Below are 13,810 nucleotides of genomic sequence, written 5' to 3' on the forward strand. Positions count from 1 at the left end.
TGCTGACCCGGTGAGCGGCAAGTATTCGTTGACCGCCCATGGCTCGGTGCTCGATATCCCCGAGGAACCGGACTGGGCCCGCATGCGTGTCGAGATCGGAGCGCGGCTGCGGTCCGCGATGGCCGAATATGGTGTCGACGCGCTGATCCTGCTGATGAACGGCTACGTCGGATACGCGACCGGGGCCAGCTGGCCGCTGCTGGACGCCGGCCTGTCGCACGTGGAGCGCCCGGTCGCGGTCGTCTTCGCCGACGACGTGCATCCGCACCTGTTCATGCCGCTGCGCAGCGGCGCGGCCGCGGAGTATCCGGTGCCCGACGACCATCTGCACGGCCCTGCCTATCTCGAATTCGACCATGGCGTGCAGGATTTCGCGCGGAAGCTGGCCGGACTGATCCCGCCGGGGGCCAATGTCGCCGTCGACGAACTCACCGGTGCCATGCGACGGGCGGCGGCCAAGCTGTTTCCGGCCGGACCGCCGACGGATGCGGCGATCGTGGTGGGCGCCGCGCAATTGGTGAAGACCCGCGACGAGCTGTCGTGTCTGCGCCGGGCGGCCCGCATCACCGAACGGGCGATCGTCGACGTGCAGAAGGCGCTGAAACCCGGTGTGCGACAGATCGATCTGTCCGCCACCTTTGTCCGTCGCGCGTTCGAACTGGGCGCCACCACGAACATGCTGGAGGCTATCTGGCAGGTGATGCCGACGTCACGGGCGACCGGGGTGTGGACGACGCATGGCGATCTCGCGCTGCCGCTGCTCCCCACCGACCGGGAACTGGCCGCGGGTGACGTGCTGTGGACCGACATCAGCATCACCTACCACGGATACTGTTCCGACTTCGGCCGCACCTGGATCGTCGGCGAAAAGCCCACACCCAAACAGCAAGACCAGTTTCGGCAGTGGCGCGCCGTGTTAGAGGCCGTGCTCGCGGTCACCAAAGCCGGTGCGACATCGGGTGATCTGGCACGTGCCGCGATCGCGGCCAACGGCGGTCGCAAACCGTGGCTGCCGCACTTTTACCTCGGCCACGGCATCGGTACCTACCCCGCCGAAGCGCCCATGATCGGAACGGATCTCGGCGAGGCGTTCGACGACAATTTCGTCTTTCCGCCCGGCATGGTCCTGGTTCTGGAACCGGTGATGTGGGAGGACGGCACCGGCGGCTACCGCAGTGAGGAGATCGTGGTGATCACCGAAGACGGCTACGCGCCGATTACCGACTACCCCTACACCCCCTATGGCGACTGAAGTTCTGCCCGACGCGCGCGCGTTGCGGTCGGGCCGCAGGGGACGCGCCCTCGCCGAAATGGCGGAGCACGGCCTGGACATCCTGGTGCTCGGCCGCCAGGCCAACATCCGTTACGTCACCGGCGCGCCGCAGCTGTGGATAGCCGGTACCCGGCCGTTCGGCCCGATGTGCGTGCTGGTGCGCGCCACCGGAGAGATGTATCTCAACAGCACCGACGATGAGGGGGTGCCGGAGGAGATCGGCCACGATCACCTGTACGGGCTTGCCTGGAATCCGATGACCCTCATCGACGTGCTGAAGAAGGTCGACGGTGCCGAGACGGCGCGACGGGTCGGGACCGACGCGATCACGCCCACTTTCGCGGCGCTGCTGCCCGAGGCGTTCCCCAACGCCGAACTCGTCGATGCCGAGCCGGCGATGCGTGCGGCGCGGCGCATCAAGACCAGCGACGAAATCGCCGCGATGGACCAGGCTGTGCATGTCGCCGAACGTGGACTTGCCACGGCACTGGGCGAGTTGGCGCCGGGTGTTTCGGAGCGGAGACTGGCCGGGGTGATGATGGAGGCGATGGCCGCGGGCGGGGTGAGCACCCCGGCCACCCAGGACGCGGCATGGGTGACGTCGCGTGAACAGCCGTGGCGGCGCGCCGCTGCGCATGAGGTCCGATCGGGCGACCTGGTCGCGTTCGCCGCGGGCGCGCTGGCGAATGGCTATGTCGCCGAAGTCGGCCGCACCTGGCCAGCCGGCGATACCGTCTCCGGCGAGGCCCGTGCGCTGCTCGAGCGCTCGAATCGATTGAGCGACAGGATGCTTGCGGCCTGTCGTGCGGGCGCGCCCACCAGCGATCTGCTCGCCGCCTATGCGGCGGCCGGCGAGCCGATCCCGCCGATGCCTGTCGCGCACGGGCTGGGGTTGGGGTTCGATCCACCGGTGGTGTCCGAAAGCCTTTTGGCCGCGGGCGAACACGACCGGCTCGAAGCCGGGATGGTGTTGGCGATCACCGGCTACGTGTGGCAGCGCGACGTCGGCGCGGTGTTCCGCCGGGACACCGTGCATATCACCGCGGATGGCGCCGAGGCACTGACTACCAGCCCGTCCTGGAGCTAGCGAGGTCGGCCTGCCCCCTGCGTGCTAACTCACGAATACCAGTACTCTTAATTCCCTTGTGCCACTTTAGTTTCAGCGGTCACACGGTGGCGATATTTGTCGGTGGCCTCCGATAGTTTCAGGGTGTGAGCGTAGATCGGGAGGCCTTGTCGACGGCGTTTGACACCATCGACGCCGCCCTCGACGACCTGGTCGGGTATGACTGTGATGCTTTGGCCACCCGCGAGCAGTTGGCGGTGTTGGAACGCTGCGAAAAGGTGCGGCGCCGATTGCCGGCTGTCGAGCATCCGATCATCAATTCGCTTGCGCGCCAAGCACCGTCCCAAGAACTCGGCGGCACGCTGACCCATGCGATCACCGAGGCCACGCTGATCAGCCGCTCCGAAGCATCCCGGCGCATCAAGGAGGCGCGCGATCTCGGGCCGCGCCATGGCCTGACCGGCGAACCCGTGCCGCCGATGCTGCCCGCCACCGCGGCCGCGCAACGCGACGGCACACTGGGACCCGGTCAGGTCGCGGTCATCCGCAAGTTCTACCACCGATTGCCCGGCTGGATAGACGCCGGCACCCGCGAGCAGGCCGAGGCCAAACTCGCCCTGGAGGGAACCAGGTATCGGCCCGAACAGCTCGACAAGCTGGCAGCGGTCTTGGCCGATTGCCTCAACCCCGACGGCAACTTCACCGACGAGGACCGCGCCCGGCAGCGCGGCCTGACGCTGGGTGATCAGCAAGCCGACGGCATGTCGCAGCTGCGCGGCTGGCTGACGCCCGAAGCACGCGCCACAATCGAAGCCGTCTGGGCCAAACTCGCGGCCCCCGGCATGTGCAATCCCGATGACGAAAACCCCTGTATAGAAGGCAGTCCCAGCGAGCAAGCCATCGAAAGCGACGCCCGAAGCGGCACCCAGCGTAACCACGACGGACTCAACGCGGCGCTCAGAGGGTTACTCGCCTCGGGCGAGTTGGGTCAGCACAATGGCCTGCCGGCTTCCATCATCGTCACCACCACGCTCCAGGAGCTGGAAGCCGCCGCCGGGCGGGGCTTGACCGGCGGCGGCACCATCCTGCCGATGAGCGACGTGATCCGTCTGGCCCGCCACGCCCATCAGTACTTGGCGATCTTCGACCAGGGCAAGGCGCTGGCGCTGTATCACACCAAGCGCCTGGCTTCGCCGGCTCAGCGAATCGTGTTGTACGCCAAGGACCGCGGGTGCTCGGCTCCGGGCTGCACGCTACCCGGCTACTACTGCGAACTCCATCACGTCAACGACTGGGCCGGGTGCCACACCACCGACGTCAACAACCTCACCTTCGCCTGCGGACCCCACCACCGCCTGCTGCGGCCGGGTGGCTGGACCACCCGCAAGAACGCCAAGGGCGACACCGAATGGCGGCCGCCCCCGCATCTGGATCGGGGAAGGCCACGCGTCAACGTGTTTCACCATCCCGAAAAGCTGCTCCGCGACCGAGACGACGACGCGCCCTAGGCGACGCGCCCCTCCTCGTCCAGTGCGTCGCCAAGCAGGTCACCCAGCGGATTTCGGTGCCACAGCACTAGCAGGTTCGACAACATCTGCAGGGGGGCGCGTACGCTCTCGTCGTCCCTGATTCGCGGATCCGTCCGGCTGCTCGGCGCGTTGTCGAATCGCTTGCGTATCAACGCCGGTACGTCCAGCAGCCACGCCAGTCCCATCACCGCCGCATACAGCAGCGTGTGCCGGCGCAGCCTGTCCGGATCCAGGCGCGGGCCGCCGTAGCGCCCGAATTCCGCGACGAACAGTTGCAGCAAGTCGTCGAGCTGGGTATCCCACATGGCCGTTTCGGCGCCGGACATGGCTCCCCACAGGGCCATGCCAAAATTCATCTGGCTGACGCAGCCCCAGTCCATCAGGCCGCAGCGCAGGGCGCCGTCGTCATCCCGCCAGAACCAGGCGTTGTCGATATTGGCGTTCCAGTGGCACAGCGCGACGTAATCTGCGTCGGCGGCCAGCTGCTCGATGATCGCGTCCTCGTGACGGGCCAATCGCGGCGCCTCATCGGCCAAGCGCGCCAGGAACTCTGGCGAGCCCACGCCGTCGGGCACCAGGCCGGGATGGGTGTGAATGAATCCGGCCAGCTGTTCGAGGCGTCGTCCCAGTTTCTCCATGGATTTCTCCATAGACAAAGGCGTGCGTTCTCCCACCGTGGCGGCCCGCACGTCCACCGGAAAGTGCGCCGTCAGTTCTGCGGGCAGCCGACCGGACCGGTGGGTGCCGGCGAGTCGCGCCAGCGCGGTCAGCAGCGCCCGGTAATGCTGCAACGGCTCGGGCATCTCGTAGTCGAGGCACTTGTGGTACTGGGTTTCGATCCCGTTGGCACCGAACTTGATTCGCTCGGTGATCAAGATGCCAGTGCCGCTCGGAGCATGGTAGTCGGCGAACTGCGGGCTGGGCACCGCGATGGGGAACTCGGGCACACGCGCCAACGACGCGAACCGGACCTCGGAGTCCATCTGGGTTTTGCCGCGATCGCGCACCGGGTCGTCGAGATCGCGGGAGAACTTGACGAACAGATCGGTGTGCAAATCCGGCGCGGGCCAGTCGTATTCGATCGACAGCATCGCCTTGCGCCCCGTGCTGCCGCCGCTGATCTCCCGGAACTCGCCGATCCGGGCGACGCCGTTCTCGGTGAGCACTCCGGCGGCCCGAAACGCCCGGGTCAGAAAGGGCGCTCCCCCGCTGAGCAAGGCCGCGGGGCCGGCCGGGAGCGGCAATCCGTAATGATCGCCGATCACCCAATCCGAAACCACGCCGCTACCAGGTCTGCTCGGCCGAGCGCACCAGCATGTGGTTGACCGCCACCCGCCGGTCGCGGGTCACCATGAACAACACGGCATCCGCGATGTGCTCGGGTCGCAGCATGACCATGCCGGCCGTCTGGCGTTCGAACGCCTCGCGTGACGTGTCGGCCAGGTGACTGAAGATCTCCGTGTCAACGGTTCCGGGACCGACCACTCCGACCCGGACCCGCTTGCCGAGGACCTCCTGGCGAAGGCCCTCGCTGAATGCGTTCACACCGAATTTGGTCAGGGAATACACCGCGGTGTTCGGCCGGGCCACCCAGCCGGCGGTGGAACTGATGGTGACCAGGTCGGCCACCCCGCGCGGCGAGTCCGCGGCCGCCTCGATCAGGTGTGGAAGCGCCGCGTGGCTGGCATACAGCACACCTTGCACATTGACCGCCACCATCTGGTCCCAATCGCGCAGCGGCGCCTCGGTCGCGGGCGCCGACTGCATCAGGCCGGCGTTGTTCACCAGGATGTCGAGGCGTCCCAGTTCCGCGGCGGTGCGTCGCACCGCGGACGCCACCTGTTCGGCATCGGTGACGTCGGCGGCCACCACCAGCGCTGTGCCACCGGTGGATTCGATCTCGGCTTTCAACTCCGCCAACCGGTCGGCCCGGCGCGCGAGCAACGCCACCGCCGCTCCCTGGGCGGCCAGCGCGCGCGCCGTTGCCGCACCGATGCCACTGCTGGCGCCGGTGACCAGAGCCACGGTGCGTGCCAGAGTCGTCATATTCCGCCCATCGGTCGCGTGCCGAGTATCTCGTGTAGAACGTAGTCGGTGTGCTCGCCCAGGTCCGGTGCGCCGCGCGCGATCCGCGCCGGGCAGCGCGCCAGCCGCCAGGACGGCCCCAGCACCGGTCGCTGGCCTTCGCGGTGATCGGTGACGAAACGATACAGTTCGCGGTCCCACAGCCGCTGATCGGCGATCACATCCGGCGCTGTGGCGCTCTTGACTGCCGGCACTCCGGCCGCGCGCAGGCTTGCCGCGAGCGGGTCCGCTTCCCGGTCTCGGGTGAGCCGGGCCAGGTCCGCGTCGAGCGTCTCGGCGTGCCGGTGGCGCGCGCCTTGGGTGGCGTAGCGCGGATCGTCGGCCAGTGGTGCGGCACCGAGCGTCTGGCACAAGCTGCGCCATTCGGCGTCATCCGCGACCGCCACCGCGATCCAGGCGCCGTTGGCGCACGGGTAACAGCCATGCGGGCACATGTCCGGGTGGACATTGCCACCGGGACCCAGTGGTCGCCCGGTCAGCGATTGCTCCAGCAGGCAGTCACCGATCATCGAGGAGAGGGTTTCCACGGCCGAGACGTCGACGAATTGGCCTGTGCCGCTGAGCTCCCGATGCAGCAGTGCCACCACAGCGGCATACGCGGCGGCGGCGCCCACCGTCGAGTCGCCGTAGCGCATGCTGGTCCCGAGCGGCGGCCCGCCGGGGTAGCCGACCAGCGACGCCGGTCCGGCCAGCGCGGCAAAGCATGGCGCATAACCGGTTTGGTGGCCCAGCGGCCCGTCGTTGCCCCACATCTTGATCGACACGGAGATGATGTCGGGTTTGATCTCGGTGAGCTGGCGATAGCCCAGGCCTTGGCGTTCCATGGCGCCGGGGCGCAGGTTGTTGATGACGATGTCGCTGCGGGCGATCAGCTCGCGCAGCCGCATCATCCCCTCAGCCGACTTGATATCGAGGTCCACACTGAGGATTTCGGGGTTGATGCTCAAGAAGTACGGTGCATGGTTGATGTCGGTGCCGCCGTACGCGCGCATTTCCTCGGGACTGTCCGCCGTTTCGATCTTGACGACTTCGGCGCCCAGCATCGCCAGCAGTTTTCCGGCGTACGGGCCTGCCCACACCTTGGTGAGCTCGACGACGCGCACACCTTCCAGCGGGCCGCCCCGCGGGTCCCGGGGCGGCTTGAGTTGCCTCGACTTCGCGGTCGGCCGTGCGCGCGGGTTGTCGCGGTTCTCCATGACCAACCGCGTGTGCTCACCGAGTTCTGGTGCGGCACTGACGATTCGCGCGGGTGACGCGCTGAACGCATACGGCACGGTCGGATACGCCGCTTCGCCCAGCACCGGGTGGCTCACCCGCTGGAAGAAACCGCGATGCCGGTACTGCGGCGAGCGATGCAGATCCGCGGCGCCGTTGACCGCCACCAGCGGCACTCCGAGCCGCTGAGCCCGTTCCGATGCCTCCTCTTTCGGCAGACCGGCGACCCAGTCGGCGAACCCCCGCTGAAACCCGCTGACCTTCTCGGCGGTGACGGAGAACTCCAGCCAGTCGTCCTCGAACGCGTCGAGCCATTCGGGTTGGCCCATCAAATTTTTCAGCCCGGCCCAGTGGGCCCGGCTGGTCATGTACAGGTAGACGAAACCATCGGCGCAGGCAAAAAACGAGGCCGGTCCGGCCTGATCGTAATCATCGCGCTCACCGTCGGCCGGCACCTCGCCGGTGATAAAACGACCCAGTATGCAATCGGCGCGCGAGACCAGCACGGCCTGCTGGGAGATGTCGATCAACTCGCCCTGGCCGGTGCGTAGTCGTCCGCACAAGGACGACGCCAGACACAGCGCCGCCTCCAGCCCGGCTTCGTAGTCGGCCAGAAAGCGGCCCGGCCCCTGCAGCGGCGGCCTGCTGGGATCCGGGTGGCTCGGAGTGTGATATCCCCACCCGCTGGCGTGGAACACGTTGATGCTCCGGGCATTGTCGAACTCGGGGGCCGCACCCCGGCCGTACGGGGTGATGGAGCAGAAGACCACGGACGGGTGACGCGCGGGCCAGTCCCCGGGCCGGTCTTCGATCACCGCGTCGACGGTGTCGATCAGCCGGTGCAGCCGCTCCACGTCGTCGGCCGAGCCGAGATCGAGCACCACGGAACGCTTGTTGGTGTTCAGGTAGGCGAACAGGCCGCTGCCTTCACACCCGTCCGCGAGGACCGGTGCCATGGCGCGGGTCGCGCTGCCTCGCTTCGGTGCCTCGATCTTGATGACCTCGGCGCCGAAGTCGGCCAGCAGCTTGCCGCAATACTCCCCCGCGACGGATTCGGCCAACTCGACGACCCTGATACCCGTCAGCGCGGACATGCCCGTCCCGCCAAGACGGTCAGGGCTTCGCGCGCCCCGAGCGGCTCAGACGCCACTCCGGCGGGAAGTTCAAGTCGTTGTCCTTGACCACATTGTTGAGGCCCTTCTCGAAGGTGCCGCCGGTGAGGTCGACCTCTTCCGCATCGTTTTTGATCATCGGCAGCATGCCCTCGACCATGCCGGTCAGCAGGCTGCCGAAGTACTCACCCTTGTGCTGCTTGTACAGCTCGAGGAAGGTCTTCTGCACCGCGACGGTGTCGGTGGGGCGCGACTTCGAGCATGCCAGCGCGTATTTCTCGGTCTCCGCCTCCAGCTTGTCCCGCGGCACCACACTGTTGACGAAGCCGCAGTCGTACATCTCCTTCGCGCTGAACGGCCGTCCGGTGAACAGCATCTCGGAGAACTTGCGCAGGCCCATCGTCTCGGCCCACCACCACAGCCGCGGTCCCCAGCCCACGTAACGGAAAGCCGGATGCCCGAACAGGGCGTCGTCGCTGGCGATCACCAGGTCGGCGTCGCCGGCCTGATAGAAGTGCCATCCGTAGCAGTAGCCCTTGGCCTCGATGATGCTGATCTTCCGAAGCTCCTGCAGCGGGCGGTTTCCGGCGCGGGCCTTGGCGTAGAAGTCGGTGACGGTGGACAGGTAACGGTAGGAACCACCCGGCGGGTACTTGACGTCGTCATCGTTGATCGCGAGCTCGTGATGCAGCGGCAGTCCGGGGTTCTCCAGCATCGGGCGCTGCTCGGGTAGGTCGCCACCACTGCCGAAATCCTGCCCCTCGCCACGGATCACGACCACCTTGACGTCGTCGTCCACGTTGCACTTGTGGATCAGGTCCGCGTAGTTGTGCCGCATGCCCAGCGTGGTCGAGTTGAGCTCTTCCGGGCGGTTGAACGTGATATAGGCGATCCGGTTCTTCTTGTCCTTCTCGAACTTGATGTACTGCTCGGCTTCCTTCTTCAGTTTTTCGTAGTCGTATTCGGGCATGGGCTTTCTTCTTTCACTTGGGGTTAGCGCCTATTTGAGCAAGCTGCCCGCGTCGACGGGAAGCGAAACGCCGGTGACATAACGAGATTCGTCAGAGGCGAGGAACAGGACAGCATTGCTGATGTCGATGGCATCCACCCATGGCACCGGGAGCGTGTGCATCATTTGCGAAATGGGGGCGAAGTCGTCCGGCCCGGGGTTTTCCAGGTCCGGGCGAAAGAGCCGATAGGTGTTGTCGTTCATCACCATCGTGGTGCTGACCTGGGTGGGCAGCACGGCATTGACCCGAATCATGTGGGTCCCCAACTCGACGGCGAACGCGCGCATCAACCCGATGACGCCGTGCTTGGCAGCGATGTAGTGTCCGGTATTCGGGTAGGCCTTGCGGCCGCCCACCGAACTGGTGAGCACGATGGAGCCACCACGCCCGCCCGAAAGGACATGCGGCACTCCGGCTTTGACGGTATGCCACACGCCGCTGAGGTTGATGTCGATCATGTCCTGCCACACGTCTTCGCGGATCTTGTGCAGCTTCCTGCCGTCGGTGCCGACGCCGGCATTGGCGACGATGATGTCGAGGCGGCCGAGCTGTTCGACACCGCTGTCCACCGCGGCCTTCAGCGCGTCATAGTCGCGAACGTCCACCTGCGCGGTCACGACGCGCCGGTCGAGGTTCTTGACCAAATCCGCCGTCTCGGCGAGGTCTTCCGGCGTCGAGTGGGGATAGGCCAGGTTCTCGATCGGTCCGCAGACGTCGATCGCGATGATGTCGGCGCCCTCTTGCGCCAGGCGGACGGCGTGGCTGCGGCCCTGACCACGGGCCGCGCCGCTGACGAATGCCACCTTGCCCTCGACCCGGCCGGTCATCAGGGCACCACGGTTGGCAGGGTTTCCCAGCCCCGCACAGACGATGTCGGGCTGAGCGTGGCGTTGGCCAGATCGGGCTCCCACTCCGGAAACCGCTTGAGGATTTCCTCCAGGGCGACACGGGCTTCCAGTCGCGCCAGCGCCGAGCCCAGGCAGAAGTGGGCGCCGACGCTGAATGTGAGGTGTGGCCGGGGGGTGCGGTGGATGTTGAATTCGCCCGCGTCGGGCCCGAATTGCCGCTCGTCGCGGCACGCGGCGCCGATCAGCATCAGCATCACGCTGCCTTCCGGGACCGTCTGGTCATACGCAATGACATCGCGCGTCACATAACGCGCCATGTGCGGGGCGGGCGGTTCGAAGCGCAGCAGCTCCTCGATCGCCTGCGGGATGAGCGCCGGATTGTCGACAAGTTCGCGGCGCTGGTCGGGATGCTCCGCGAGAACCTTGCCGGCCCAACCGATCAACCGCGTCGTCGTTTCGTTGCCCGCTCCGGCCACCACATTGAGGTACACCAGGATTTCCTCGCGCCTCAGCCGCCTCGTGGTACCGGTCTCGTCGACGAATTCGACGTTGAGCAACTCGGTCATGATGTCGTCGGACGGATTCTCAGCCCGCCAGTCGATATAGGCCTCGAACTGCTCACCCACCGACAGGCCGTGCTCGGCGGCACTCATCGGCTTGCCGGGCTCGGTGCGTAGCTGGGCGTTACCGCGATCGCGGATAAATTCCTGGTCTTCTTCGGGAATCCCGAGCAGCGCGCTGATCACCTTCATGGGCATGATCGCGCCCAGGTCCGTGACGAAGTCGAACCGACCGGAGCCCACCAGCGGATCCAGCGATTGCGCGCAGAACTCGCGGATCATCGGCTCCAGCGCGGCGATCTTGCGGGGGGTGAACATCCGCGACAGCAGCTTGCGGTGCACGTCGTGGATCGGCGGATCCTCGAAGATCAGCATGCCCGACGGGATCTCGAGGTTGGCCTTGATCAATTCCATGATCACGCCCCGCGCGGAGCTGTAGGTCTGGTGGTCGAGGATGCCCTTGTTGACATCGGCGAACCGGCTCAACGCATAGAAGTCGTATTCGGCGTTGTAGTACAGCGGCGCCTCGTCCCGCAGCCGCTTGAACATGGGATACGGGTCGGCGATCAGATCGACATCGTATGGATCAAAACGAACATGGCTATCGGTGCTCGCCGTCACGAAAACCCTCCTACCGCTGCAATTTTCGGTACCCGCATTACCTGCACCAGGGCTAGCGCCGCCAGCGTCGCAGCGATGGATTCGGTCCGGGCAATTTGTACACTCCGCTTAAATGCGTCGCTTCGACTTTCGTACAAGCGCCGCTGAAAACGGCGCCGAAACGTGGTCTTACTCTATTCTCGTAGAGAACCATACAGCCGATGCCCTGGCAAGATCCAGAGCCCGGCGCGCCGTGTCCGCGCGGCGCCCTCACCCGGATCCGGCCGCCCCGCGGCGCACCGCCTGCAGGCCGCCGGCCTGGGTCAGCCGCCCCTTGTTCGAACTCTTCAATATCCCGGCGGCGATCGCCGACAGGATTCCGTCGAGCTGTTCGGCGCTGTCGACGATTCGGTCACCGTGGGCGAACCGCTGCAGCAGGCCATTGATGAAGGTCAGCGTGACGTTGCTCAAATCCTCGACGACGGCCGGATCCAGCTCGGCGCCGTGCGGCATGAGCTGGACCAGGATTTCGCGGTGCAGCTTGGTGAACTCGTCGGTAGCCTGCTGCAGAATCGCGGCCAGCGCGGGGTCGCGGGTGGCCTGCAAGGTCAGCTCGTAGCGGGCCCTGGTCCGGTACAGCTGCGGATCGCTGCCGGCCTGGATGACCACCTGAGACAACCGCGACGGTGCGCGGTCCACACCCGCGGTGTGCGAGCTGTCCGCGATCGCCTGCAGTTCGGCGAGGTCCAACTCGGCCGAGCGCTCGGCGACGGCGCGCAACAGCGCCGAGCGCGTCCGGAAATAGAACGAGGTCGTGCCGTCCGGCACCCCGGCGGCGCGATCGACCTTCAGGTGGCTCAGCCCCTTGGCCCCGTCATCAGCCAACAACCGGATCGCCGCATCACATAGGTCACGGCGGCGTTCGGCGGGGTTGGGCTTTCGTCGTTTGTCCATGATTTTCTTAGTCCGCGACCTTACTCTATATTCGTAGTGTCGGTAAAGAGCTTGTTCCCGTGGTCATCGGCACGCCACATGGCTGCAGGCCAAGCGGCTCCGACGACTTTCACCCAGACTTTCACCCAATTACGCGATTTCAACGCATCGCGCTCTCAGACGCCAAAGGAATTGCGGTGCAGGAGTTCCCGTCGACATGGATTAGTCGACATGGATTAAGTGATCCTGCGAGTAGAGTGTATTCGGATGATTCACAATAGGTTCAGCGCGCGCAATGCGGTCGCCTGGCTTGGGTCCATCGGCCTGCTCGCCGCCGTGATGTGCGGCTGTCAGCAGACGCACAAGCCCGCGCCGCCCAGTTCATCGACCACCGCGCCGCCCAGCACGACCGCGCCGCCGCCTCCGCCACCGCCGCCGGCCGTGAAGATCGCGCCGTTGCCGGTTCGGCCGGTGACCAAGTCACAGCCGACGACGCCCGCGGTGAAGTGCCCGGCCATCGATCCGAACGCCCCCGTTAAGCCGGCCGACGTACTCACCACCTGTGATATCGGGCGAAACACCGTGTACACGCTGGATCCCGAGACCATGCAGCTGGGGCTCGTCCATGTGGATCCCCCGAAGTCGTTGACCGCGGACTACTACGAACTGACCCTGGTACTGGATCCGCCGTCGGCGGCCGCCTGGGCCGCATTCACGGGCACGCATCTGCAGGACCACATGGCCTTCATCCGGGACAACATGGTTTTGGAGGCGCCGATCATCGAACAACCGGCCACCTCTGGGCGGATCGTGCTGACCACCCAAACCGCCCAGGGCGCGGCGCAATTGGCTCAATTGGTAGGTCGTCCCGCGTGACGCCGCCGTCAGGCCGTTGTTCAGTTAGAGTCAGCGGATGGGGCAGGTGACGGACCGCTGGCGTGGCGCTCGGGTGGCCTCGGCGTTGTACAACACGGCCGCAATGCACGACAGTGTCGCCGCGGTGGGCGCAAAAGCGTTGTGGGGAGCGACGTTACACGACCTCCTCAAAGAGGTTAAGCGTGTCGGTGCAGCTCCCGCCGGCGCGCAGATACTCGACATCCCGAGCGGTGGCGGATTCGCCTTCCGTGGCTTGCGCCCTGGCCAGGACTGCCGCTACGTGGCCGCTGACATATCCTCGGACATGCTCAGGCGGGCGCACAGCCGGGCAACTCAGTTGGGCGTCGCCGACCTGATGGAGTTCACCGAGGCCGATATCACCGACTTGCCCTTCCAGGACAACACCTTTGACCTGGCACTGACGTTCAACGGGCTGCATTGCCTTCCCGACCCGCGAGCGGCGGTCGTCGAACTAGCCCGCGTGCTCAAGCCGGGTGGGATTCTTCGTGGGAGCACGTGTGTACGCGGTCGCGGCCGGCGCCAGGATCGTTTTGTGACCGCGCTGCAGGCGGCGGGCTTTTTCGGGGATACGCCCCAGGCCGGTGACGTGCAGCGCTGGATGAGCGATGCGGGACTGGAAGTCCTGGTTGCACGGCACAGCGGTTCGGTCGAGCTGTTCGAGGCCCATCGACCCGGCGCGTGA

Annotated in this window: 11 protein-coding genes and 1 pseudogene; 5 read left to right on the top strand and 7 right to left on the bottom strand. The window is 66.3% G+C overall.

Annotation, left to right across the window (positions count from 1 at the left end; genetic code table 11):
- The first annotated feature begins 82 nt into the window (after positions 1-82).
- The 3 genes from ACIUM1_RS02265 to ACIUM1_RS02275 all read left to right on the top strand — a co-directional run bounded on the left by ACIUM1_RS02265 (position 83) and on the right by ACIUM1_RS02275 (position 3,847).
- The gene (locus ACIUM1_RS02265; RefSeq protein WP_406817494.1) at positions 83-1,252 is read left to right on the top strand and encodes a M24 family metallopeptidase; all 1,170 of its coding nucleotides are present in this window, start codon (positions 83-85) and stop codon (positions 1,250-1,252) included.
- A complete protein-coding gene (locus ACIUM1_RS02270) occupies positions 1,242-2,360 on the top strand; it encodes a M24 family metallopeptidase (RefSeq protein WP_406815682.1) in 1,119 nt (372 codons plus the stop codon). The genes ACIUM1_RS02265 and ACIUM1_RS02270 overlap by 11 nt, the downstream gene beginning before the upstream one ends.
- A gap of 125 nt (positions 2,361-2,485) precedes the next feature.
- A complete protein-coding gene (locus tag ACIUM1_RS02275; RefSeq protein WP_406815683.1) occupies positions 2,486-3,847 on the top strand; it encodes an HNH endonuclease signature motif containing protein in 1,362 nt (453 codons plus the stop codon).
- Here the strand turns inward: ACIUM1_RS02275 and ACIUM1_RS02280 are convergent.
- The 7 genes and pseudogenes from ACIUM1_RS02280 to ACIUM1_RS02310 all read right to left on the bottom strand — a co-directional run bounded on the left by ACIUM1_RS02280 (position 3,844) and on the right by ACIUM1_RS02310 (position 12,252).
- The gene (locus tag ACIUM1_RS02280; RefSeq protein ID WP_406817495.1) at positions 3,844-5,133 is read right to left on the bottom strand and encodes a hypothetical protein; all 1,290 of its coding nucleotides are present in this window, start codon (positions 5,131-5,133) and stop codon (positions 3,844-3,846) included. The two genes, ACIUM1_RS02275 and ACIUM1_RS02280, sit on opposite strands and share 4 nt — an antisense overlap.
- Positions 5,134-5,152: 19 nt before the next feature.
- Complete coding sequence (locus ACIUM1_RS02285; RefSeq protein WP_406815684.1) at positions 5,153-5,914, bottom strand: SDR family NAD(P)-dependent oxidoreductase; 762 nt, start codon at positions 5,912-5,914, stop codon at positions 5,153-5,155.
- A pseudogene (locus ACIUM1_RS02290) lies at positions 5,911-8,285 on the bottom strand (CaiB/BaiF CoA transferase family protein). Before ACIUM1_RS02290 ends, ACIUM1_RS02285 begins: the two are co-directional and overlap by 4 nt.
- The gene (locus tag ACIUM1_RS02295; RefSeq protein ID WP_406815685.1) at positions 8,282-9,250 is read right to left on the bottom strand and encodes an enoyl-CoA hydratase/isomerase family protein; all 969 of its coding nucleotides are present in this window, start codon (positions 9,248-9,250) and stop codon (positions 8,282-8,284) included. Before ACIUM1_RS02295 ends, ACIUM1_RS02290 begins: the two are co-directional and overlap by 4 nt.
- Positions 9,251-9,280: 30 nt before the next feature.
- Positions 9,281-10,117, bottom strand: a complete 837-nt coding sequence (locus ACIUM1_RS02300) for a mycofactocin-coupled SDR family oxidoreductase (protein WP_406815686.1) — start codon at positions 10,115-10,117, stop codon at positions 9,281-9,283.
- Entirely contained in the window at positions 10,117-11,319 is a 1,203-nt protein-coding gene (locus ACIUM1_RS02305; protein ID WP_406815687.1) for a cytochrome P450, read from the bottom strand. The genes ACIUM1_RS02300 and ACIUM1_RS02305 overlap by 1 nt, the downstream gene beginning before the upstream one ends.
- Before the next feature lie 249 nt (positions 11,320-11,568).
- Complete coding sequence (locus tag ACIUM1_RS02310) at positions 11,569-12,252, bottom strand: TetR/AcrR family transcriptional regulator (RefSeq protein WP_406815688.1); 684 nt, start codon at positions 12,250-12,252, stop codon at positions 11,569-11,571.
- A gap of 246 nt (positions 12,253-12,498) precedes the next feature.
- Between ACIUM1_RS02310 and ACIUM1_RS02315 the strand changes: the two genes are divergently transcribed.
- Both ACIUM1_RS02315 and ACIUM1_RS02320 read left to right on the top strand, forming a co-directional pair.
- Positions 12,499-13,107, top strand: a complete 609-nt coding sequence (locus ACIUM1_RS02315; protein ID WP_406815689.1) for a SecDF P1 head subdomain-containing protein — start codon at positions 12,499-12,501, stop codon at positions 13,105-13,107.
- Positions 13,108-13,144: 37 nt separating this feature from the next.
- Positions 13,145-13,810: a class I SAM-dependent methyltransferase gene (locus tag ACIUM1_RS02320; RefSeq protein WP_406815690.1), complete on the top strand. Its 666-nt coding sequence runs from the start codon at positions 13,145-13,147 to the stop codon at positions 13,808-13,810.

It is taken from the genome of Mycobacterium sp. M23085 (assembly GCF_045343915.1).
GTDB lineage: Bacteria > Actinomycetota > Actinomycetes > Mycobacteriales > Mycobacteriaceae > Mycobacterium.

Bases quoted from the DNA above. Each gene is read 5' to 3' on its own strand.
- ACIUM1_RS02265 (WP_406817494.1), top strand. From the start codon at position 83: ATGCGTGTCGAGATCGGAGCGCGGCTGCGGTCCGCGATGGCCGAATAT.
- ACIUM1_RS02310 (WP_406815688.1), bottom strand. From the start codon at position 12,252: ATGGACAAACGACGAAAGCCCAACCCCGCCGAACGCCGCCGTGACCTA.
- ACIUM1_RS02300 (WP_406815686.1), bottom strand. From the start codon at position 10,117: ATGACCGGCCGGGTCGAGGGCAAGGTGGCATTCGTCAGCGGCGCGGCC.
- ACIUM1_RS02285 (WP_406815684.1), bottom strand. From the start codon at position 5,914: ATGACGACTCTGGCACGCACCGTGGCTCTGGTCACCGGCGCCAGCAGT.
- ACIUM1_RS02295 (WP_406815685.1), bottom strand. From the start codon at position 9,250: ATGCCCGAATACGACTACGAAAAACTGAAGAAGGAAGCCGAGCAGTAC.
- ACIUM1_RS02320 (WP_406815690.1), top strand. From the start codon at position 13,145: ATGGGGCAGGTGACGGACCGCTGGCGTGGCGCTCGGGTGGCCTCGGCG.
- ACIUM1_RS02270 (WP_406815682.1), top strand. From the start codon at position 1,242: ATGGCGACTGAAGTTCTGCCCGACGCGCGCGCGTTGCGGTCGGGCCGC.
- ACIUM1_RS02315 (WP_406815689.1), top strand. From the start codon at position 12,499: ATGATTCACAATAGGTTCAGCGCGCGCAATGCGGTCGCCTGGCTTGGG.